Annotated in this window: 10 protein-coding genes, 4 tRNA genes and 6 rRNA genes; 1 reads left to right on the forward strand and 19 read right to left on the reverse strand. The window is 41.3% G+C overall.

The genetic code is table 11. The annotated features are described in order from the left end of the window. Positions 1-124 precede the first annotated feature (124 nt). The 4 genes from PQ459_18475 to folK form a co-directional block, all read right to left on the reverse strand. Entirely contained in the window at positions 125-2,026 is a 1,902-nt protein-coding gene (locus tag PQ459_18475; protein ID WDF46868.1) for a RecQ family ATP-dependent DNA helicase, read from the reverse strand. A gap of 82 nt (positions 2,027-2,108) precedes the next feature. Next, positions 2,109-3,548 carry an OmpA family protein gene (locus PQ459_18480; protein ID WDF46869.1) on the reverse strand — a complete coding sequence of 480 codons (1,440 nt, stop codon included), beginning with the start codon at positions 3,546-3,548 and terminating at the stop codon, positions 2,109-2,111. A 25-nt stretch (positions 3,549-3,573) separates the two neighbouring features. Continuing rightward, positions 3,574-4,998 carry an OmpA family protein gene (locus PQ459_18485; GenBank protein WDF46870.1) on the reverse strand — a complete coding sequence of 475 codons (1,425 nt, stop codon included), beginning with the start codon at positions 4,996-4,998 and terminating at the stop codon, positions 3,574-3,576. Positions 4,999-5,016: 18 nt separating this feature from the next. Next, positions 5,017-5,433 carry a 2-amino-4-hydroxy-6-hydroxymethyldihydropteridine diphosphokinase gene (gene folK, locus PQ459_18490; GenBank protein ID WDF46871.1) on the reverse strand — a complete coding sequence of 139 codons (417 nt, stop codon included), beginning with the start codon at positions 5,431-5,433 and terminating at the stop codon, positions 5,017-5,019. Positions 5,434-5,453: 20 nt separating this feature from the next. Here folK and sppA point away from each other — a divergent pair, with 20 nt between their 5' ends. After that, positions 5,454-7,199: a signal peptide peptidase SppA gene (sppA, locus tag PQ459_18495; GenBank protein ID WDF46872.1), complete on the forward strand. Its 1,746-nt coding sequence runs from the start codon at positions 5,454-5,456 to the stop codon at positions 7,197-7,199. Positions 7,200-7,612: 413 nt separating this feature from the next. On the opposite strand, the gene PQ459_18500 is transcribed toward sppA, so the two are convergent. The 15 genes from PQ459_18500 to PQ459_18570 form a co-directional block, all read right to left on the reverse strand. Continuing rightward, positions 7,613-8,281 carry a DUF6048 family protein gene (locus tag PQ459_18500; GenBank protein WDF46873.1) on the reverse strand — a complete coding sequence of 223 codons (669 nt, stop codon included), beginning with the start codon at positions 8,279-8,281 and terminating at the stop codon, positions 7,613-7,615. Then, on the reverse strand, positions 8,247-8,720 hold the full coding sequence (locus PQ459_18505; GenBank protein WDF46874.1) for a DUF6452 family protein: 474 nt from the start codon (positions 8,718-8,720) through the stop codon (positions 8,247-8,249). The genes PQ459_18500 and PQ459_18505 overlap by 35 nt, the downstream gene beginning before the upstream one ends. A 45-nt stretch (positions 8,721-8,765) precedes the next feature. Then, complete coding sequence (gene rlmD / locus PQ459_18510) at positions 8,766-10,172, reverse strand: 23S rRNA (uracil(1939)-C(5))-methyltransferase RlmD (protein WDF46875.1); 1,407 nt, start codon at positions 10,170-10,172, stop codon at positions 8,766-8,768. A gap of 3 nt (positions 10,173-10,175) precedes the next feature. Then, entirely contained in the window at positions 10,176-11,672 is a 1,497-nt protein-coding gene (locus PQ459_18515) for a thioredoxin family protein (protein WDF46876.1), read from the reverse strand. A 273-nt stretch (positions 11,673-11,945) separates the two neighbouring features. Continuing rightward, positions 11,946-12,053: ribosomal RNA gene (gene rrf, locus PQ459_18520) — 5S ribosomal RNA — on the reverse strand. Positions 12,054-12,237: 184 nt separating this feature from the next. Next, a 23S ribosomal RNA gene (locus PQ459_18525) occupies positions 12,238-14,994 on the reverse strand. A 360-nt stretch (positions 14,995-15,354) separates the two neighbouring features. Continuing rightward, a tRNA-Ala gene (locus PQ459_18530) sits at positions 15,355-15,428 on the reverse strand. 12 nt (positions 15,429-15,440) lie between these two features. Next, a tRNA-Ile gene (locus tag PQ459_18535) sits at positions 15,441-15,514 on the reverse strand. Positions 15,515-15,696: 182 nt separating this feature from the next. After that, positions 15,697-17,214 (reverse strand): 16S ribosomal RNA (locus PQ459_18540). Positions 17,215-17,920: 706 nt separating this feature from the next. Continuing rightward, positions 17,921-18,178 (reverse strand): hypothetical protein, encoded by a 258-nt coding sequence (locus PQ459_18545; GenBank protein WDF46877.1) that lies wholly within the window; start codon positions 18,176-18,178, stop codon positions 17,921-17,923. Between the two features lie 428 nt (positions 18,179-18,606). After that, positions 18,607-18,714 (reverse strand): 5S ribosomal RNA (gene rrf, locus PQ459_18550). A 184-nt stretch (positions 18,715-18,898) separates the two neighbouring features. Then, positions 18,899-21,655: ribosomal RNA gene (locus tag PQ459_18555) — 23S ribosomal RNA — on the reverse strand. 360 nt (positions 21,656-22,015) lie between these two features. Further along, positions 22,016-22,089: transfer RNA gene (locus PQ459_18560), tRNA-Ala, on the reverse strand. A 12-nt stretch (positions 22,090-22,101) separates the two neighbouring features. Next, positions 22,102-22,175, reverse strand: a tRNA-Ile gene (locus PQ459_18565). A gap of 182 nt (positions 22,176-22,357) precedes the next feature. Further along, positions 22,358-23,875 (reverse strand): 16S ribosomal RNA (locus PQ459_18570). The 16S, 23S and 5S rRNA genes sit together here with 4 tRNA genes alongside, the layout of an rRNA operon. Between the last annotated feature and the right edge of the window lie 71 nt (positions 23,876-23,946).

Genomic DNA, 23,946 nt, shown 5'->3' on the forward strand with positions numbered 1-23,946 from the left:
GAAATCCTTTTTTGCTTATACTCAAGTTCTATTTAAACTGAAATCGTCTGCAAAAAAGATTGGGAGTGGAAGGCGGATAAAGCTGCCCAAACCTAACAAAGTGGTTCGACTTATTCAAATAATTTTATTGGTTTAACATATAGGTTTTGTAATTCAACATTTTGACTTTACCTATGTCCAAAAGAAAGATTAGCGTGTCGGAAATGGATTCTTTGGAGTGAAAATTGAGATTGGCAGCCACCTCTTCCAAAGCCATCGGTCGCTTGGCAAGTTGTTCGAAAATCTCTGTTGACAAAGTTCTCTTCGTATTTGTTTTCTTTCTGCAGACAGAACATTTGCCACAATTATCGGCATCGCGTTCTCCGAAATAACTGAGAATCAATTTCATTTTGCAGAAGTCTGTGTCCTTGATGAAGAATTTATTTTCCTCCCATTTCTTTAATTTATTTTTCTGAATGTGATTGAAAAGCTTCCAATATTCTCCCGAAAGATGTCGGTCGTTCCGAGGTTTCAGGAACTTGATGGAATGTTGACTTCCGTCGAGATATTCCAAATGTCCCGCTTTCTGCATTTGCTTCAGTCTCTCTTTGAAACTCAAGATATCAAATCCATTCTTTTTGCAAAACGCCAAGTCGCTGAAATGAACTTTTTGAATCGCCAAACCTGGCAAATTACGGAACAACAATTCCATAAAATAAGCATCCGACGGCGCCAACTGTTCCAAATCTTCGGAATTGATGAAGCTTTGAAGCGTGGACGATGAGATTGAGTTTTTATAATAAATCAATTCCTGATTGTTCAAAAACGTCAGAATATTTTTGATTTTCGCATTAGAGCATTTGCTTAGATTTTTGATTCTGTTGATGTCCAACTGGAAAGTCCGTTCCGGCAAATCCGAATCTCCAATCTGAAAAATGGAATACAGATACATCAGAATTTTCTCGTACTCGGTTTTGTTGGGGATTTGGTTTTTAAAAACATCATCGATATTCTTCAATTCCTGTTCATTCCAAAGTAGCAGGACAATTGCCTCTTGTCCGTTTCTTCCCGCTCTTCCAATTTCCTGATAGTAATTTTCCAAAGTTGAGGAAGGTGAAAAATGAATTACAAATCGGACATTATCTTTGTCAATTCCCATCCCGAAAGCGTTGGTCGAAACCAAAACGTGGAATTGGCTGGTAATCCATTTTTTCTGAAGATTCTCTCTGTCACGAGCAGTCATCCCGGCGTGGAAAAAATCCACATTTTGGAATTTATTATTTTTGAGATAAAGCGTGAGTTCTTCCGCTTCCCTTCTGGTTCTGGTATAAATAATTCCGGAAGCTTGATTTTGTCTGAGAAATTCTAAAATCCTTTGATACTTGTCCGCGGTATTTGCAACAATGATATTGAGATTTTCTCTTCGGAAACTTTGTTTAAAAACCTGAGGTTGGTGAAGTCCCAACTTGATTGAAATCTCGTCAACAACTTGATTGGTCGCAGTCGCCGTCAATGCTAAGCACGGCACATTTTTAAAATCCTGACGAAACTTTTTGATGTTCTGATAACTCGGGCGGAAATCCTGTCCCCATTCCGAGATACAATGCGCCTCATCCACCGCAATAAATGAGATGTGAATTTCCTGAATATTCCTTAAAAATAATTGGTTTAGCAATCTCTCCGGCGAGACAAAAAGTACTTTGGTCAAACCTTCCTTACATCGATTATAAACGGTTTCTTCTTCGAATTCATCTAAGTCGGAACTTAGCAATTCGGCCTCGATTCCTAAAGCTTGCAATGATTGCAGTTGGTCTCTCATCAACGCTAACAAAGGCGAAATCACGAGGCAAGTTCCTTCCAGGATTATTGCTGGTAATTGGTAACAAAGTGATTTCCCACCGCCTGTTGGCAGAAGTGCCAAAGTATCTTTACCATTGATGATGGATAGGATTATTTGTTCCTGAGAAGACCGAAACTCATCGAACCCCCAAAATTGTTTGAGCGTTTGATGAATTAAAATATTTTGTGATTCTTTGGAAGAAAGCATTTGTAAATTTAATCAATTCTTTAAAATAAAAAAACCGTCTCGTAATAAAACGAAACGGTTTTTGTTTATTTAGAAATATATCTTATTTAGCTTCAAAATATACTCTTCTGTTTGCTCTGTTTTTCCATTCTGGACATTTCTCAGCTGGCTCACATTCTGGATAGAGAAGGTCTTTCTCTCCTTTACCAAGAGCTTCCAATTTTGCTTTGTCTGCACCATTCTGGATCAAGTAACTCTTAACGTTGTTTGCTCTTCTTTCAGAAAGGTTTTGGTTGTATGCATCTGTTCCTCTTGTATCAGTTCCACCAATCACTTTAAAGTTATTGTTAGAAGCATTGATATAATTGATTGCATTATTCAAAATCGGTGTATTTGACGGAAGAATTCTATCCGAATTCAAATCAAACTCGATTCCTTTCATAATTGTAGATTCATCTGTAACCACACCTGTAGAAGAATTATTCATTGTCAAAGGACAACCTTGGTTTTCTACCGGTCCTGGAACTGTTACACATTTGTCATAAAGGTCGATAACACCGTCCAAGTCAACATCTAATGCTACACCAGCACCATCGACTCTTGCTCCGGCAGGCGTATCCAGCTGTCTGTCCCAGTCGTCACAAACACCATCGTTATCAACATCTCCTTTTTTACAAACTTCCAGATCTTGCGTTTTGTCATTAAGAACATCTAACTTGTAATAGATCTCCTGCAATGGATCGTGCCACATCAAGTGAGACTCGTGCTTACCAAGTTTGAATGTAAGTCCTAAAGTTGTGTTGAAGAAGTTGTCCGAGATTTGATCCTCAGTTAGGTTATAACCTGTTTGTCCAACTCCAGCTCCATCGAATTCATCATCACCGGTAACAACGTACATTACTCTACCTTCTAGATCAATTCTATTATTGATTTTAAATTTAAGACCTGCTCCAGCTTGTCCAAATAGAGAACCTAATTTGAAAGGTTTTTTCTCGTAGTTGAGAACTTGGTTATAAACTGGTCCTGGATCTTGTCTGTAAGATTTGTAGGCAATTGTTCCGATACCAGCGTACCCGTGCAATGCCCATCTGAAAGGAGATTTGTTGTCAACTCTTCTAAGAAGGTTAGAAAAATTAAGGTCTCCTAAAATTGAGATTGCATCATATTGGGTTCTACCTGCAGGATAATTTCCTTCAATCGGCGTGTGGTCTTTTGTATTGACCTGACCTTGTCTTGTTTCTCCTCTATCGTATTGTAAATTAAGTCCGAATGCGTGAGTAATAGCTTTATCTACACTTACATAGGCAGAATATCCAAAAAGATTTTTCCCGTTTCCATTTTTTATAGAAGTCATATCAGCAGATTGGATCAAAGGTACACCAGCACCAATTGAAATAGACCAATCATTGAATCTTTTAGAAGACTGTGTAAATGGGGAAACATTTTGAGATCCGGAGTTGGCATCTGTAGATTTCTCCTGACCTGCTAAACTCATAGGCAACAACAAACCTATTGCTACTAATGATAATAAATTTTGTTTCATATTTGAATGTTTTTTTTCTAGTTTATTATTTTGCTACAAAATATACTCTTCTGTTCGCTTCATTTTTCCATTCCGGGCATTTGGTTGCCGGATCGCATTCTGTATATTTAAGATCTTCTTTTCCTCTACCTTCCGCAGAAAGGACTGATGAAGACACACCTTTGCTAACTAAGTAATTAAGAACCGCATTGGCTCTTGCCTGCGATAATTTTTTGTTGTAAGCGGAAGAACCTCTGCTGTCTGTAGCGCCCACTACAATAAAGCTGTCCCCTGCTCCCAAAGTTTTGATAATGTCTGCAGCCTGATTAAGATCCTGGAAAGATTTTGGTCTGATAACATCTTTGTTCAATTCAAATTCTATTCCATTGAAATATTTGTTGATCTCTTCTATAGCGCCTTGTTTTGTAACTGTAGGTGCAACATTTCCAACAGGACAGCCATTATTTTCAACTGGTCCAGGTATTGTTACACATTTATCATTCAGATCAATTACACCATCTAAGTCTAAGTCTAAAGCAACTCCGGCTCCATCAACTCTTGCGCCGGCTGGTGTATCCAGCTGTCTGTCCCAATCGTCACAAACGCCATCATTATCTCCATCACCTTTCTCACAAACTTTGAAATCCTGGAATTTTTCCTCAAGCACTGCAGTTTTTGCGTAAGCCATTTGTAATGGATCTACCCAACGAAGATGATCCTGATGCTTTCCTAATTTGAAAGAGATTCCCAGGTTTACAAGCCATGCATTATCTGTGTAAGAATCATTGATCAAGTTATATCCTGGAGGAGATTCTCTAGCCCAGCCGCCACCGTCAAATTCTTCGTCACCACTTATGATGTACATTGTTCTCAGTTCCAAATCGATTAATCTGGAAACATTATATTTTAGTCCAACACCACCAATGTAGGTGAATGATGCGATTCCCATTTTTTGCTCAATGTAAGAAGGCCATCTGCTAAGCATATCATTATCCTGCAAGAATGCTTTGTAGCCAGTAAATCCAATTCCTGCGTAACCGTGCAATGCCCATCTAAAGTTGGATTTATTATCCACTCTTCTCATTATATTTGAGAAGTTGACATCTCCAACCAAAGCTATTTGATCAAATTTTGTGTAACCGTGACCAACACCTGCAAGATCATTAAGGTAGGCTTTCTGCTTAGTCTCACCTCTTGTATATAATAAGGAAAGACCAAAAGTATGGGTAATTTGTTTATCCAAACTTACGTAGCCGTTCCATCCCCAGTTCACTTTTCCACCATAGAAAGATGTAAGATCTGCATGAGCCATAAATGCCCCCCCGCCTCCTACAGAGACAGACCAATCTTTGAAAAGTCTACTTTTGTTATTAAATGGTTGAGTTTGTGAATCCGCGCTGTTTGAGATTTCATTTGTCTGAGCAAAGCCTAGAAGTGGCAGTAGGAAAAATAGAAATAGTTTTTTCTTCATATCATTTGTGTTCTAAATTCATTTTACTTCATTAATCAATTCCTTTGCAAAATCTCTTTCATAAAGATTTTTCTGGTGAGGAATAACTAATCTCTTCGAGATAAACTTTATATTATTATATAATACTATATCAATATCTATAATCCTATCCTGATAAGCCTCAAAGTAGGATGAATCTTTTACACGACCCATCTCTATTTCAATCTTCTTCAGCTGGTCCAATAGCATTACAGGCGAAAATTGTGTTTTTATTTTAACTGCAATATTACAAAAATTATTGTTACTGTCAAATTCTACGGGCGTTGATATGATTAATTCAGAATTTTTTAATATTGCACCCACAGATGCCTCAAGTTTTTCTAAAGCGATTTGGATATTTTTTTCGGGATTATTAATATTACTTCCCAGTAACAAAACCACACTGTTGTACGACATATCAAACAAATTATTTTATAATGAAAAGTTTTTTCAAACTAGTTCTCGCAAATTTAACTGCAATTTTCATAGTGATTGCAGGTTTCTTTGTATTTTTTATTGGCTTCTTAGTCCTGTCTTCTATTTCAGAAACATCGGATGTAAAATCTGATTCCGTATTGACTTTAGATCTTAAAACAAAAATAATAGATAGTCCATCCGAAGATCAGGAAGATTTTTTCTCCATTAATAAAGAGCAAAAAGCAGTCCTCCTGTACGACGTTTTAAAAGCTATTGAAAAAGCAAAAAATGATGACAAGATTAAAGGAATCAGCATAGAAGCAGACAATATCAATGCTGGAATCACACAGTTGGATGATATCAGAAATGCTTTGATCGATTTCAAGAAAAGCGGAAAATTCGTCTATGCCTACGGAAACTCTGTGTCTCAAGGCGCATATTACCTTGGTTCCGTGGCAGACAAATACTATCTGAATCCTGCGGGAGGAATTGAATTGAAAGGTCTTGCAGCGGAAGTTACTTTCTTTAAAAGTTTTGCTGAGAAATACGGAATCGGTATCCAGGTCATCCGTCACGGAAAATTCAAGGCAGCGGTGGAGCCATTCTTAAAAGATGAAATATCTCCGGAAAACAAGGAACAACTTTCCACATTGCTAAATGACATCTGGGCACAGACATCGAGCAAAATTGCAACGTCCAGAAAAATCCCGGTATCAGAATTCAAAACGATTACGGACAGTTTGTATGGCTATCTTCCAAACTTGAGTCTGCAATATAAACTGACTGATCAATTGATTCAAAAAACGGAGTATGATAACATCATCAGAAAAAAACTAAACATTGATGCGGATAAAAAAATTAATAAAATCTCGTTCGCAAAATATGCAGAATCCATAGAATCTGAAAAGGGAAAAGACAAAATTGCTATCCTATACGCTTCCGGCGCCATCAATAATGGAAAAGGCTATGACGCAATCTATTCCGAAAACTTCAGAAAAGAAATCAAAAAACTTCAGAAAGATGACAATGTGAAAGCAGTTGTTTTCCGCATCAATTCGCCAGGTGGAAGCGCTAATGCATCGGACGAAATCCTTTTTGAGATGCAACAATTAAAAAGTAAAAAACCGGTGGTGGTTTCTTTCGGAGACTATGCAGCATCTGGTGGCTACTACATTGCAATGGGTGCAGACAAGATTTTCTCGGAACCTAATACTTTGACGGGCTCTATTGGTGTGTTTGGTGTCATCCCTTATTTCAAGGATCTTGCTGCTAAAAATGGAATCCGCAGTGATGCCGTCACTACTAATGCCAATTCTAATATGATCTCCGCAATCAACGGACTAAGTCCTGGAACGCTTACAATAATGACGAGAAGTGTAGAATCTACCTATCAGCGTTTTGTCCACTTCGTTACCTTGAACAGAAAAAAATCTTTTGAACAGATAGATGCTGTGGGCGGCGGCAGAATATGGTCTGGCGTGAGAGCTAAAGAAATTGGTCTTGTGGATGAGTTGGGTAGTTTGCAAGATGCCATCAACTTTGCAGCTCAAAAAGCCAAACTGAAAGATTACGGCGTGTCTACGTACCCTGCGAAGATGTCAAAATTTGAGCAAATCTTTTCGGCTGAAACAGATGAAGATTTCTCTACCAGAGTGATTAAAAATAAAATAGGGAAAGAGAATTTCAAAATCTTTCAACAAGTGGCGGATCCTAACGCAAAGGCTTCTGTAATGATGGAAATGCCGTTCAACATCAAATTGAATTAATTATTATTTTAAATTCTAAAACATAAAAAAGCACAAAGCAGTTGATCTGTTTTGTGCTTTTTGTTTTAATATTAGGCTGATATAATGATTTTAATTATAAAGAAAATTTTGAAATGCGAAAAAGTAGTGTTCCTTTCTGTTATAGCAAGATTACGACAAGAAGCTGATACTTTTTGCTTGATGATTGAAGTGGTTTAAAATTATTTTTTGGTGCCAATGATAATTTGGAAAAACTCTTTTGAAACTTAACTAAAGCCAAATAGAAGCTCTGCTGCAGCCCGACTTGAACGGAGCTCATCCCGAAAATAGCCTGGGAAAGGAATGGCTTTTCGGGATAGCGGGAGTGGAAGGCGGATAAAGCTGCCCAAATCATTAGTCATAAAAAAAGTCCACAACTTGCGGACTTTTTTGTTTTAAAATTTATAAGCGATGCTCCAGCTGAAACCCATATTGAAGCTTCCTGAGCTTTTCCCAAATCCGGGAACAATCATTGGTTTGATCTCTTCCTGCTCTGTGGTGTAAGCCAGAAAACGCGGCTGTGCATTGACATCGATAAAGAAATTACTGTTGAAAACCTGTACTCTTGCTCCTAGAGATGCCTCTATCCAATAGCTGCTCTGTGTGGATGGGTCAAATGCAATCGTAACGCCTTCGCTGTTGATACCCTTTACAGGAATTGCTTTGTACTCCTGATTGTAGAAACTTCCTGCCAGTTTTGCACCTCCATAGAAACCATTGAGATCGTTGTCGGGATCCATAGATAACATATAAAAACCTCCAATCTTGGCAAATAATCCGTCCGCCTTGGCATCGTATCCATTTTTCTGATAGATATTGTTATCATATCCAAGATCTATAATGGCGTGTACCTTTTTGCTAATGCGGCTGGAAACAAAACCCTGAATCATTTGTCGGTCTCCGAAAAAGCCTGCACCCAAATTCAGAACATCGATACCCACAGTAAAGTTGGGCGTGTACTTCCACTTCACAGAGTCCTGCTTCTTCTCCTCGGGTTTGGTCTGGGAAAAGGCGGAAAGCGGTAAAAGACTAAAAGCGAAGATAAAAATTGATGCTATTCTCATCAGTCAATGTTGTTATGTTGGATTGTATGCTTTGTACAGGATTGGTCTGTAGAACTTCGCCTTGCAGATTTTCATAATTGATTTTGAAACCGCAAGCGGGCGAAACGTAGATGGACTTCTTGTCATAACTGATTCGGATTTTACTACGTGGCCCGGCCAATCTCTGTCTGACATAGAAATCCGTGTACGGACTGTCATCTATCCTTAGAGGAATCATAACGGAATCCTGATTGGGTAAAGCTGTAATGAAACTCTTGAGAGAATCTTTACCGTAATCCACATCTACATACAACGTATCCACGGCTGCTAACTGATTGTTGGCATTGCGGAACAATAGTTTGAGTCTAGGTGTAGATTCCTGACCCAGGCAAATGTCATCATCACTACCACAACTTGTGAGCAGCAACAGAAGACCAAAAATCCATAGTACGTTTTTCATTAATCAATATAATATTAAAGATCTTAGATCAAATAAAATTAAACCTTATTTTCTAATCAACAAAGCGATATTCTCTACGTGATGTGTTTGTGGGAACATATCTACGGGAAGGATTTTCACCAGTTCGTAGTCGTCCTTCATCAAAGCAATATCTCTCGCCTGAGTTGCAGAATTACAACTGACGTAAACAATTCTTTCCGGCGCCAACTTCAGGATCTGCTCTACAACTTTTTGATGCATTCCATCTCTTGGCGGATCTGTGATCAGGACATCTGCCTTTGGATGATTGGCCAAAAACTCATCATTGAAAACATTTTTCATATCACCACAGTAGAAGGTGGTGTTCTTAAGACCATTCAGTTCTGCATGTTCTATGGCTGCGTCTATTGCTTCCTGAACTGCTTCAATTCCTATGACGTGTTTTGCGTTTCTTGCTACGTACTGAGCAATGGTTCCTGTTCCTGTGTAAAGATCATACACAACTTGGTCACCCGTTAGATCTGCAAATTCTAAAGTCTTTCTGTATAATTCTAAAGCTTGTTTATAATTGGTCTGGAAGAAAGATTTTGGTCCTATTTTGAATTTAAGGCCATCCATTTCTTCATAGATGAAGCCTTCTCCATAATAATTCTGGATTTCCAAATCGTAGATGCTGTCATTGCCTTTGGGATTGATGGCAAAAACCAAAGTTGTAATTTGTGGGAACTGGCTAAGAAGAAAATCAAACAATTTGATTCTCTCTGCCTTATTCTCCTTGTACAATTGGAATAGAACCATCCAGTCGCCTTTCGAATTCTGACGAAGCATCAATGTTCTTAAGAATCCTTTTTGCTCTTTGACATCATAAAACTCCAAACCATTCTCGACTGCATATTTCTTAACCGCCAATCTGACTTGGTTTGATGGATCTTCCTGAAGCCAGCATTCTTTCAAATCCAGAATCTTGCTCCACATTCCCGGAATATGAAATCCTAAAGCATCTCTGTTTCCAAAATTTTCTTCTGAGCTGATCTCATATTGAGTCAACCAACGCGCATTGGAAAAAGAGAACTCCATTTTGTTTCTGTAGAAATACTGATCTGGTGCACCAAGAATTGGAATTTCTTCGAACTCTGGGAAACCACCAATTCTCCTGATGTTGTTCACCACCTCACTATGCTTAAAATCGAGTTGTTTCTCGTAAGCGATATTCTGCCATTTGCAACCGCCACACGTTCCGAAGTGGATACATTTAGGATCTACTCTGTGTTCAGAATATTCTAAAATCTCAACCGCTTCTCCTTCGAAATAGTTGCTTTTCGATTTTTTGACTCTCACGTTGACAAGGTCACCAGGAACTGCGCCCTTTACCAAGACCGTTTTTCCATCCTCTGTCTTACCAACAGAAACTCCTTTCGCACCTGCGGAAAGGAGTTTAATATTTTCAAGAATTTTGTTTCTTCTTTGTTTCATCTATTATTTTGTTTTTGCAGAATCTGCATTTGGATTCTGTTGCAACAAATCATTTTGCAATTGAACTTGTGGATTTACAGTCGGTGCCTGAAGACCAGAGATTTTGTTCATTTCTTCTACAAACTTAGCATCTCCTAAATTATAGAAAGTCTGGCTTGCGACTTTGCCATCCTTATCGATCAAGAAGAAACCAGGAATTTTAAATCCATAGATAAAGAACTTTTTAGCATATTCTGATGATAATCCACCGTCGGCATAGTAACTTGTTCCAGGGATACCTTTCAGCATAGCGTTTGCTGTTCTTGTAAATTGTTCCTTTGTATCGTCTAAGTTTACATAAGCAAAATTAACTTTAGCTTTATAAAAATCTACTACTTCTTTCAAAACTGGAATTGTAGATTGAGCAATATAGGGATTCCAAGATGCATAACTCATCACCAAAGTTGGTTTGCCATTTACTTCCAGATTTGTAGACTTTCCATCCAATTTAGTAAAACTCACTTTTGGAGCTTCTTCTCCTTTTTTCAAACCAAACACAGCATTGATTGCCGAGTTTAAATCTTTCTTAACTTCAGAATCTTTGATATATTCATCGCTGATTTTCTTAACCTTTTCGACTTCGCTTGTGTAAGGATTAAGATCGAATTTTGCAATTACAAACGCTAACAAATAATCTTTGGTTTTTTGAGACAATTCTTTATCTGTTGCAAGGAATCTAGCAAAGATTGCGGACATACTTGCTGTATTTTTATCAGTTTGCTTCTCTGCAAAAGTCTGGAAATTTTGTCCAACCTTATTCAACAAGTAATTTCTGTAAACAGGCAAATTTTCTACCATTCTGTCGTTATTCTCAGTTAATGTCTTCTCATAATCTGTGAATTTTTTAGAAACTTTGAATGATGGATCACCAGATACTTGGCCGTGAGCAGATTGATACTGAACTAAGAAAGTCAGGATATTAGTCGTTAATTCATCTTTTTTAAGTTTAACAACTTCGCTGTCAGCTCCTAATTTGTCAGCATTCTCGTCTAGATTTTTTTCAAGATCAGAATGGATTTTTTTGATATCGGTTAAGAATTCAGACTCTTTCTTTTGTAGCATCTGCATATTCAGCTTCGAGCTGTAAGATTCCAAATATTTTTGAGTCGCAGTGATGAAATCATTATTCTTCTTAGCGTCGCCTTCGATTTTGTAGACTTCAGGGAAAGTAGCTGCATCACCTGAGATATTCAAAGTCTGGCCTTTTTTAAGATAAATGAAATTCATTTTACCTGCATAGGTCATAGCATACATTCCATTTTTAGGAGCTTTGAATTCACCTTTGAAGTTCCCTTTTTCGTCCACACCAATGTTGACAAGTGGTAGCGTCGCAACTCCAGATGCTTCTATAAATTCTATTCTTTCCAGAGGAGAACCTCCTTTTACATTTCCTTCAACTTTAATTTTGGAGCAAGAAACTACCATTAGAGAAATTAAAAGAAGAATTAAGTATTTTTTCATTTTAAAAATTAATTTGTGCAAAAATAACTTAATTAAGATTTGAAAAAAAATGAAATCACTATTTTTATTATAAGATTAACAGATTTTAAGTCATATTAATGAGAACCTAAAGATTAGATTAAAAATATAAAGGATTGTAAAAAAATTTATTTGATTTACAAAGACCGTAAATTTTAATACTCATTAAAAGTTTTACAAAAAATGTTATACATATTCCTTTGGGTATATATCAAAAAAAACGCCCACCAAATGAATGATGAGCGTTTTTAAAAAAACTGGCGGCGACCTACTCTCCCGCTTTCGCAGTACCATCGGCGCTAGAGGGCTTAACTTCTGTGTTCGGAATGGGAACAGGTGAGCCCCTCTGCTAAAACCACCCTAAAGGTTGTTTTGTACAAAAGGATGTACAGTATATTTATATTATTGTATTTTGTATTAATGTAAATTGTATTCACAATGATTATAATCGTTAATACTTTTTACAGCTCTACATTTTACAATAATTATCGATAAAAACGTTCACAAAGAGAGAACCTTGTTGTGCAATTGAGCACTATGCCAATTAGGCAATAAATCTACGGGTAATTAGTACTACTCGGCTATGACATTACTGTCTTTACACCTATAGCCTATCAACGTCGTCATCTCCAACGACCCTTAAAAGATGTCTCATCTTGAGGCAGGTTTCGCACTTATATGCTTTCAGTGCTTATCCTTTCCAAACGTAGCTACTCAGCGGTGCACCTGGCGGTACAACTGATACACCAGAGGTTTGTTCAAATCGGTCCTCTCGTACTAGATTCAAGCCCTCTCAAACATCTAACGCCCGCAATAGATAGAGACCGAACTGTCTCACGACGTTCTGAACCCAGCTCGCGTGCCACTTTAATGGGCGAACAGCCCAACCCTTGGGACCTTCTCCAGCCCCAGGATGTGACGAGCCGACATCGAGGTGCCGAACCTCCCCGTCGATATGAGCTCTTGGGGGAGACTAGCCTGTTATCCCCGGAGTACCTTTTATCCTATGAGCGATGGCCCTTCCATACGGAACCACCGGATCACTATGTCCTGCTTTCGCACCTGATCGACTTGTAGGTCTCACAGTCAAGCACCCTTATGCCATTACACTCTACGCACGGTTACCAAGCGTGCTGAGGGTACCTTTGAAAGCCTCCGTTACTCTTTTGGAGGCGACCACCCCAGTCAAACTACCCACCACGCAATGTCCTTCTAAAAGAAGTTAGGCTCCAAGTAAGTAAAGGGTGGTATTTCAACGTTGACTCCACAAACACTAGCGTGCCTGCTTCAAAGTCTCCCACCTATCCTACACATTACTTACTCAAAGTCAATACGAAGTTATAGTAAAGGTTCACAGGGTCTTTTCGTCCCATTGCGGGTACTCGGCATCTTCACCGAGACTACAATTTCACAGAGCTCATGGTTGAGACAGTGCCCAGATCGTTACACCATTCGTGCAGGTCGGAACTTACCCGACAAGGAATTTCGCTACCTTAGGACCGTTATAGTTACGGCCGCCGTTTACTGGGGCTTCAGTCAAACGCTTCGCATTGCTGCTAACGCCCTTCCTTAACCTTCCAGCACCGGGCAGGTGTCAGACCCTATACAGCATCTTTCGATTTAGCAGAGTCCTGTGTTTTTGATAAACAGTCGCCTGGGCCTCTTCACTGCGGCCAGCATTGCTGCTGGCGTCTCTTCTTCCGAAGTTACGAGACTATTTTGCCTAGTTCCTTAACCATGATTCACTCTAGCACCTTAGGATTCTCTCCTCGACTACCTGTGTCGGTTTATGGTACGGGTTGCTTCACTTCGGCTTTTCTTGGAAGCACTTTCCTTACAGCAGCTTCGCCCGAAGGCTAGGCCTTGACTATTCCGTCAGTCTCCAGTAAGTACGGCACTCCGTCCCCTTTTTAGTGTGAGCAAGTTAGGGAATATTAACCCTATGTCCATCCACTACCCCTTTCGGGTTCGCGTTAGGTCCCGACTAACCCTCAGCTGATTAGCATGGCTGAGGAATCCTTAGTCTTTCGGTGAGCGGGTTTCTCGCCCGCTTTATCGTTACTTATGCCTACATTTTCTTTTCTATCCGCTCCACAATACCTCACGATACTGCTTCGGCGCAAATAGAATGCTCCCCTACCAGATGTACTAATGTACAAATCCATAGCTTCGGTAATATGCTTATGCCCGATTATTATCCATGCCGGACCGCTCGACTAGTGAGCTGTTACGCACTCTTTAAATGAATGGCTGCTTCCAAGCCAACATCCTAGCTGTCAATGCAGTCCAACCGCGTTATTTCAACTTAGCATATATTTTGGGACCTTAGCTGTTGGTCTGGGTTCTTTCCCTCTCGGACACGGACCTTAGCACCCGCGCCCTCACTGCTGAGAAACATTTATTAGCATTCGGAGTTTGTCAGGAATTGGTAGGATTTGACTCCCCCGCATCCAATCAGTAGCTCTACCTCTAATAAACTTGTCTCAACGTTGCACCTAAATGCATTTCGGGGAGTACGAGCTATCTCCCAGTTTGATTGGCCTTTCACCCCTACCCACAGGTCATCCGAAGACTTTTCAACGTCAACCGGTTCGGTCCTCCACTTTGTGTTACCAAAGCTTCAACCTGCCCATGGGTAGATCACAAGGTTTCGCGTCTAATCCTACTAACTAAGCGCCCTATTCAGACTCGCTTTCGCTCCGGCTCCGGACCTTAAGTCCTTAACCTCGCTAGTAAAATTAACTCGTAGGCTCATTATGCAAAAGGCACGCCGTCACCCAACTTGTGGGCTCCGACCGCTTGTAGGCGTACGGTTTCAGGTTCTATTTCACCCTTCTATTCGAAGTGCTTTTCACCTTTCCTTCACAGTACTAGTTCACTATCGGTCTTTCAGGAGTATTTAGCCTTGGAGGATGGTCCCCCCATATTCAGACAGGATTTCACGTGTCCCGCCCTACTCATTTATCATCCAAATATGCCTTTCATATACCGGGCTATCACCGTCTATGGCTGTTCTTTCCAGAACATTCTATTAAACATATAAAGACTTTTGGGCTAATCCGCTTTCGCTCGCCGCTACTTACGGAATCTCTTCGATTTCTTTTCCTCCGGGTACTTAGATGTTTCAGTTCTCCGGGTTTGCTCTCCTTGCGGAGTGACTGGTCTTCAACCAGCCGGGTTGCCCCATTCGGACATCTCGGGATCAATTCGTGTGTGCCGATCCCCCGAGCTTTTCGCAGCTTACCACGTCCTTCTTCGCCTCTGAAAGCCTAGGCATCCGCCATACGCCCTTAACGATTTCTTTCCTAATTATTAATTAGTTCAGTATTTTTATTGCTTGGTATCGCTACCAAGCGGTATTCTTATAAACTCAAGTGCTCAAGTGCACTCGGTTTTCTCTTTGTGATGTTCTTATCGTTAATGTCAATGATCTTTTATCTTCTTACTCAACTGATGAACAGATATTGTTTTTGGCTCTATCCGTAACTTTTAAATCAGTCTCGTAAAACAGTAATATATAAGAGAGTCGAACTCTTTACACTCAATAATGCATTCATTATTATAGTGCCGGACCCTATCGTCCATAAATCTTGTCTTTCGTAAATGTATAATCTTCTGTTCTTGTTACATCTCTGTAACTCTTTTTATTACTTTCCAGTAATTGTGGAGAATAAGGGAGTCGAACCCTTGACCTCCTGCGTGCAAGGCAGGCGCTCTAGCCAGCTGAGCTAATTCCCCTCTATTAATTAGTAGTCTCGGGCAGGCTCGAACTGCCGACCTCTACATTATCAGTGTAGCGCTCTAACCAGCTGAGCTACGAGACTCTTTATGAGTGATATTTGACGAATAATAAACGATTACTCTCTATCATTCTTCAAGATTCTCTATCTCTCTGTTCCCTCTTACTAATCTTTAGGGGTATATTGTTATATAAGCAACCAAAGTAAACCAAAGCTTTTTCAAGTATAAAAAACTTAATTTTGTTTATCGTCTAAAAGACGCTCTAAAATGAGATGTTCCAGCCGCACCTTCCGGTACGGCTACCTTGTTACGACTTAGCCCTAGTTACCTGTTTTACCCTAGGCAGCTCCTGTTACGGTCACCGACTTCAGGTACCCCAGACTTCCATGGCTTGACGGGCGGTGTGTACAAGGCCCGGGAACGTATTCACCGCGCCATGGCTGATGCGCGATTACTAGCGATTCCAGCTTCATAGAGTCGAGTTGCAGACTCCAATCCGAACTGAGACCAGCTTTCGAGATTCGCATCCAGTCACCTGGTAGCTGCCCTCTGTACTGGCCATTGTAGCACGTGTGTGGCCCAAGACGTAAGGGCCGTGATGATTTGACGTCATCCCCACCTTCCTCTCTACTTGCGTAGGCAGTCTCACTAGAGTCCTCAACTGAATGTTAGCAACTAGTGACAGGGGTTGCGCTCGTTGCAGGACTTAACCTAACACCTCACGGCACGAGCTGACGACAACCATGCAGCACCTTGAAAAATGTCCGAAGAAGGATCTATTTCTAAATCTGTCATTTCCCATTTAAGTCTTGGTAAGGTTCCTCGCGTATCATCGAATTAAACCACATGCTCCACCGCTTGTGCGGGCCCCCGTCAATTCCTTTGAGTTTCATTCTTGCGAACGTACTCCCCAGGTGGCTAACTTATCACTTTCGCTTAGTCTCTGAAGCGCAAGGCCCCAAAAACGAGTTAGCATCGTTTACGGCGTGGACTACCAGGGTATCTAATCCTGTTCGCTCCCCACGCTTTCGTCCATCAGCGTCAGTTAAGACTTGGTAACCTGCCTTCGCAATTGGTGTTCTAAGTAATATCTATGCATTTCACCGCTACACTACTTATTCCAGCTACCTCAATCTCACTCAAGACCCGCAGTATCAATGGCAGTTTCATAGTTAAGCTATGAGATTTCACCACTGACTTACGGATCCGCCTACGGACCCTTTAAACCCAATAAATCCGGATAACGCTTGCACCCTCCGTATTACCGCGGCTGCTGGCACGGAGTTAGCCGGTGCTTATTCATACTGTACCTTCAGCTACTTACACGTAAGTAGGTTTATCCCAGTATAAAAGAAGTTTACAACCCATAGGGCCTTAGTCCTTCACGCGGGATGGCTGGATCAGGCTCTCACCCATTGTCCAATATTCCTCACTGCTGCCTCCCGTAGGAGTCTGGTCCGTGTCTCAGTACCAGTGTGGGGGATCACCCTCTCAGGCCCCCTAAAGATCACTGACTTGGTGAGCCGTTACCTCACCAACTATCTAATCTTGCGCGTGCCCATCTCTATCCACCGGAGTTTTCAATATCTTACGATGCCGTAAAATATATTATGGGGTATTAATCTTCCTTTCGAAAGGCTATCCCCCAGATAAAGGCAGGTTGCACACGTGTTCCGCACCCGTGCGCCGCTCTCAAAGATCCGAAGATCTTCTACCGCTCGGCTTGCATGTGTTAGGCCTCCCGCTAGCGTTCATCCTGAGCCAGGATCAAACTCTCCATTGTATGTTTGTTTGTCCTTATACTCAAACTCAATTTAAAATTGACGCTTTGGTTTTCTTAATTTGGTTGTTATATGTTATGTCAATGAACTGCGTTCTGTTCGCTTCCTCAGGATTCTAATCTGTCATTGTTGACCCTGATTTGCGAGTGCAAAAGTAAAAAGTTTTTTCCAAACTACCAAAACTTTTTTAAAGTTTTTTTTCGTTACTCGAAAAGTGTTTTGATAATCTTTTAAACCGTTCTCCTACGCTTCCCAATCTCTCGATTTGGGTTTGCAAAGATAAAGTTTCCTTTTTAAACCTACAAGTCTTTTTTTTTAATATTTAATACCCTTTACAAGTCTTAAAATATATCATTCCCTATAGGACTCCTGCGCTGCTCTTTCTTAAAGCGGTTGCAAAAATAGGAACTTTTTCCGACACCACAACTATATTCACAAATTTTAAACAAACATTTAAGTACCAAACTGGTTATCAGTGAGATTAATTTTAAATGAATAAGGGTACTAGTAGCAGCCCGTGTTTCTTATTAACGGACAAGAGTAATAGCAGAGTACTTTTATGAAAGTGAAAAAACAGTAAATAACTGCAAAATCGTAATTGTTTCGTTTTAAAATATCATCATAATCCGAAAACTAGCTGCCAAAGAAAAAGACAATCGATGAGGATTGTCTTTTTTAATATTATTATTTTAGAATTTAATTCTGATTTTAGAATCTGTAACCAAACGAAATTCCAGATCTTACGCCAAGCCACTTGGAATCCAAATCAATCACCGCACCGGAAGAGTCTGTGCTTACTTTATAATCAAATAAACTTATATCCAGGTCCTCTATATCCTGTTTCAGCTGGTTCTGCTCATATGGTGTAAGCGGACGGGACGATCTTCCTGTTATACTCCCACTAGCACCTCCATAATGACCGCCTATAAACCAAACATCCAAAACCCAATTGTCCTTCCTGCCCAACAACCACTGAGCTCCTATAAGTAATCCTATTATTCGAAGAAATCCTGCTTATAGATCTTATCTCTTTTTATTTAAATTATTGATACTGGAGACTTTTAGATCATATTAAGAATTATCATTCTTTTTTCACATTCGAAGAATGAAAGGAAACTTAATCAAAAACTATGGACTTCGAACTTGGAAATAAATTATTCTGTGCTATTTTGATTCAAGAAACAGTTAAGTTTAAGAAGTTCTGATATAAGCTTACCCTACTTTAAGGTAGATTTAAAGTATCATTAATGAGGTTTTACAAAATAATTAGATCTCATTAGCCATACAGAGTGTCATTAAAAAGTATCAATTTTATTCTATCTGGCTGGATTGATTTCTTTATTATAAAACAAAAAAAACTCCTTCATTCAATAAAGAATGAAGGAGTTAAAAAAAACTGGCGGCGACCTACTCTCCCGCTTTCGCAGTACCATCGGCGCTAGAGGGCTTAACTTCTGTGTTCGGAATGGGAACAGGTGAGCCCCTCTGCTAAAACCACCCTAAAGGTTGTTTTGTACAAAAGGATGTACAGTATATTTATATTATTGTATTTTGTATTAATGTAAATTGTATTCACAATGATTATAATCGTTAATACTTTTTACAGCTCTACATTTTACAATAATTATCGATAAAAACGTTCACAAAGAGAGAACCTTGTTGTGCAATTGAGCACTATGCCAATTAGGCAATAAATCTACGGGTAATTAGTACTACTCGGCTATGACATTACTGTCTTTACACCTATAGCCTATCAACGTCGTCATCTCCAACGACCCTTAAAAGATGTCTCATCTTGAGGCAGGTTTCGCACTTATATGCTTTCAGTGCTTATCCTTTCCAAACGTAGCTACTCAGCGGTGCACCTGGCGGTACAACTGATACACCAGAGGTTTGTTCAAATCGGTCCTCTCGTACTAGATTCAAGCCCTCTCAAACATCTAACGCCCGCAATAGATAGAGACCGAACTGTCTCACGACGTTCTGAACCCAGCTCGCGTGCCACTTTAATGGGCGAACAGCCCAACCCTTGGGACCTTCTCCAGCCCCAGGATGTGACGAGCCGACATCGAGGTGCCGAACCTCCCCGTCGATATGAGCTCTTGGGGGAGACTAGCCTGTTATCCCCGGAGTACCTTTTATCCTATGAGCGATGGCCCTTCCATACGGAACCACCGGATCACTATGTCCTGCTTTCGCACCTGATCGACTTGTAGGTCTCACAGTCAAGCACCCTTATGCCATTACACTCTACGCACGGTTACCAAGCGTGCTGAGGGTACCTTTGAAAGCCTCCGTTACTCTTTTGGAGGCGACCACCCCAGTCAAACTACCCACCACGCAATGTCCTTCTAAAAGAAGTTAGGCTCCAAGTAAGTAAAGGGTGGTATTTCAACGTTGACTCCACAAACACTAGCGTGCCTGCTTCAAAGTCTCCCACCTATCCTACACATTACTTACTCAAAGTCAATACGAAGTTATAGTAAAGGTTCACAGGGTCTTTTCGTCCCATTGCGGGTACTCGGCATCTTCACCGAGACTACAATTTCACAGAGCTCATGGTTGAGACAGTGCCCAGATCGTTACACCATTCGTGCAGGTCGGAACTTACCCGACAAGGAATTTCGCTACCTTAGGACCGTTATAGTTACGGCCGCCGTTTACTGGGGCTTCAGTCAAACGCTTCGCATTGCTGCTAACGCCCTTCCTTAACCTTCCAGCACCGGGCAGGTGTCAGACCCTATACAGCATCTTTCGATTTAGCAGAGTCCTGTGTTTTTGATAAACAGTCGCCTGGGCCTCTTCACTGCGGCCAGCATTGCTGCTGGCGTCTCTTCTTCCGAAGTTACGAGACTATTTTGCCTAGTTCCTTAACCATGATTCACTCTAGCACCTTAGGATTCTCTCCTCGACTACCTGTGTCGGTTTATGGTACGGGTTGCTTCACTTCGGCTTTTCTTGGAAGCACTTTCCTTACAGCAGCTTCGCCCGAAGGCTAGGCCTTGACTATTCCGTCAGTCTCCAGTAAGTACGGCACTCCGTCCCCTTTTTAGTGTGAGCAAGTTAGGGAATATTAACCCTATGTCCATCCACTACCCCTTTCGGGTTCGCGTTAGGTCCCGACTAACCCTCAGCTGATTAGCATGGCTGAGGAATCCTTAGTCTTTCGGTGAGCGGGTTTCTCGCCCGCTTTATCGTTACTTATGCCTACATTTTCTTTTCTATCCGCTCCACAATACCTCACGATACTGCTTCGGCGCAAATAGAATGCTCCCCTACCAGATGTACTAATGTACAAATCCATAGCTTCGGTAATATGCTTATGCCCGATTATTATCCATGCCGGACCGCTCGACTAGTGAGCTGTTACGCACTCTTTAAATGAATGGCTGCTTCCAAGCCAACATCCTAGCTGTCAATGCAGTCCAACCGCGTTATTTCAACTTAGCATATATTTTGGGACCTTAGCTGTTGGTCTGGGTTCTTTCCCTCTCGGACACGGACCTTAGCACCCGCGCCCTCACTGCTGAGAAACATTTATTAGCATTCGGAGTTTGTCAGGAATTGGTAGGATTTGACTCCCCCGCATCCAATCAGTAGCTCTACCTCTAATAAACTTGTCTCAACGCTGCACCTAAATGCATTTCGGGGAGTACGAGCTATCTCCCAGTTTGATTGGCCTTTCACCCCTACCCACAGGTCATCCGAAGACTTTTCAACGTCAACCGGTTCGGTCCTCCACTTTGTGTTACCAAAGCTTCAACCTGCCCATGGGTAGATCACAAGGTTTCGCGTCTAATCCTACTAACTAAGCGCCCTATTCAGACTCGCTTTCGCTCCGGCTCCGGACCTTAAGTCCTTAACCTCGCTAGTAAAATTAACTCGTAGGCTCATTATGCAAAAGGCACGCCGTCACCCAACTTGTGGGCTCCGACCGCTTGTAGGCGTACGGTTTCAGGTTCTATTTCACCCTTCTATTCGAAGTGCTTTTCACCTTTCCTTCACAGTACTAGTTCACTATCGGTCTTTCAGGAGTATTTAGCCTTGGAGGATGGTCCCCCCATATTCAGACAGGATTTCACGTGTCCCGCCCTACTCATTTATCATCCAAATATGCCTTTCATATACCGGGCTATCACCGTCTATGGCTGTTCTTTCCAGAACATTCTATTAAACATATAAAGACTTTTGGGCTAATCCGCTTTCGCTCGCCGCTACTTACGGAATCTCTTCGATTTCTTTTCCTCCGGGTACTTAGATGTTTCAGTTCTCCGGGTTTGCTCTCCTTGCGGAGTGACTGGTCTTCAACCAGCCGGGTTGCCCCATTCGGACATCTCGGGATCAATTCGTGTGTGCCGATCCCCCGAGCTTTTCGCAGCTTACCACGTCCTTCTTCGCCTCTGAAAGCCTAGGCATCCGCCATACGCCCTTAACGATTTCTTTCCTAATTATTAATTAGTTCAGTATTTTTATTGCTTGGTATCGCTACCAAGCGGTATTCTTATAAACTCAAGTGCTCAAGTGCACTCGGTTTTCTCTTTGTGATGTTCTTATCGTTAATGTCAATGATCTTTTATCTTCTTACTCAACTGATGAACAGATATTGTTTTTGGCTCTATCCGTAACTTTTAAATCAGTCTCGTAAAACAGTAATATATAAGAGAGTCGAACTCTTTACACTCAATAATGCATTCATTATTATAGTGCCGGACCCTATCGTCCATAAATCTTGTCTTTCGTAAATGTATAATCTTCTGTTCTTGTTACATCTCTGTAACTCTTTTTATTACTTTCCAGTAATTGTGGAGAATAAGGGAGTCGAACCCTTGACCTCCTGCGTGCAAGGCAGGCGCTCTAGCCAGCTGAGCTAATTCCCCTCTATTAATTAGTAGTCTCGGGCAGGCTCGAACTGCCGACCTCTACATTATCAGTGTAGCGCTCTAACCAGCTGAGCTACGAGACTCTTTATGAGTGATATTTGACGAATAATAAACGATTACTCTCTATCATTCTTCAAGATTCTCTATCTCTCTGTTCCCTCTTACTAATCTTTAGGGGTATATTGTTATATAAGCAACCAAAGTAAACCAAAGCTTTTTCAAGTATAAAAAACTTAATTTTGTTTATCGTCTAAAAGACGCTCTAAAATGAGATGTTCCAGCCGCACCTTCCGGTACGGCTACCTTGTTACGACTTAGCCCTAGTTACCTGTTTTACCCTAGGCAGCTCCTGTTACGGTCACCGACTTCAGGTACCCCAGACTTCCATGGCTTGACGGGCGGTGTGTACAAGGCCCGGGAACGTATTCACCGCGCCATGGCTGATGCGCGATTACTAGCGATTCCAGCTTCATAGAGTCGAGTTGCAGACTCCAATCCGAACTGAGACCAGCTTTCGAGATTCGCATCCAGTCACCTGGTAGCTGCCCTCTGTACTGGCCATTGTAGCACGTGTGTGGCCCAAGACGTAAGGGCCGTGATGATTTGACGTCATCCCCACCTTCCTCTCTACTTGCGTAGGCAGTCTCACTAGAGTCCTCAACTGAATGTTAGCAACTAGTGACAGGGGTTGCGCTCGTTGCAGGACTTAACCTAACACCTCACGGCACGAGCTGACGACAACCATGCAGCACCTTGAAAAATGTCCGAAGAAGGATCTATTTCTAAATCTGTCATTTCCCATTTAAGTCTTGGTAAGGTTCCTCGCGTATCATCGAATTAAACCACATGCTCCACCGCTTGTGCGGGCCCCCGTCAATTCCTTTGAGTTTCATTCTTGCGAACGTACTCCCCAGGTGGCTAACTTATCACTTTCGCTTAGTCTCTGAAGCGCAAGGCCCCAAAAACGAGTTAGCATCGTTTACGGCGTGGACTACCAGGGTATCTAATCCTGTTCGCTCCCCACGCTTTCGTCCATCAGCGTCAGTTAAGACTTGGTAACCTGCCTTCGCAATTGGTGTTCTAAGTAATATCTATGCATTTCACCGCTACACTACTTATTCCAGCTACCTCAATCTCACTCAAGACCCGCAGTATCAATGGCAGTTTCATAGTTAAGCTATGAGATTTCACCACTGACTTACGGATCCGCCTACGGACCCTTTAAACCCAATAAATCCGGATAACGCTTGCACCCTCCGTATTACCGCGGCTGCTGGCACGGAGTTAGCCGGTGCTTATTCATACTGTACCTTCAGCTACTTACACGTAAGTAGGTTTATCCCAGTATAAAAGAAGTTTACAACCCATAGGGCCTTAGTCCTTCACGCGGGATGGCTGGATCAGGCTCTCACCCATTGTCCAATATTCCTCACTGCTGCCTCCCGTAGGAGTCTGGTCCGTGTCTCAGTACCAGTGTGGGGGATCACCCTCTCAGGCCCCCTAAAGATCACTGACTTGGTGAGCCGTTACCTCACCAACTATCTAATCTTGCGCGTGCCCATCTCTATCCACCGGAGTTTTCAATATCTTACGATGCCGTAAAATATATTATGGGGTATTAATCTTCCTTTCGAAAGGCTATCCCCCAGATAAAGGCAGGTTGCACACGTGTTCCGCACCCGTGCGCCGCTCTCAAAGATCCGAAGATCTTCTACCGCTCGGCTTGCATGTGTTAGGCCTCCCGCTAGCGTTCATCCTGAGCCAGGATCAAACTCTCCATTGTATGTTTGTTTGTCCTTATACTCAAACTCAATTTAAAATTGACGCTTTGGTTTTCTTAATTTGGTTGTTATA

Source organism: Chryseobacterium sp. KACC 21268 (assembly GCA_028736075.1).
Taxonomy (GTDB): Bacteria; Bacteroidota; Bacteroidia; order Flavobacteriales; family Weeksellaceae; genus Epilithonimonas.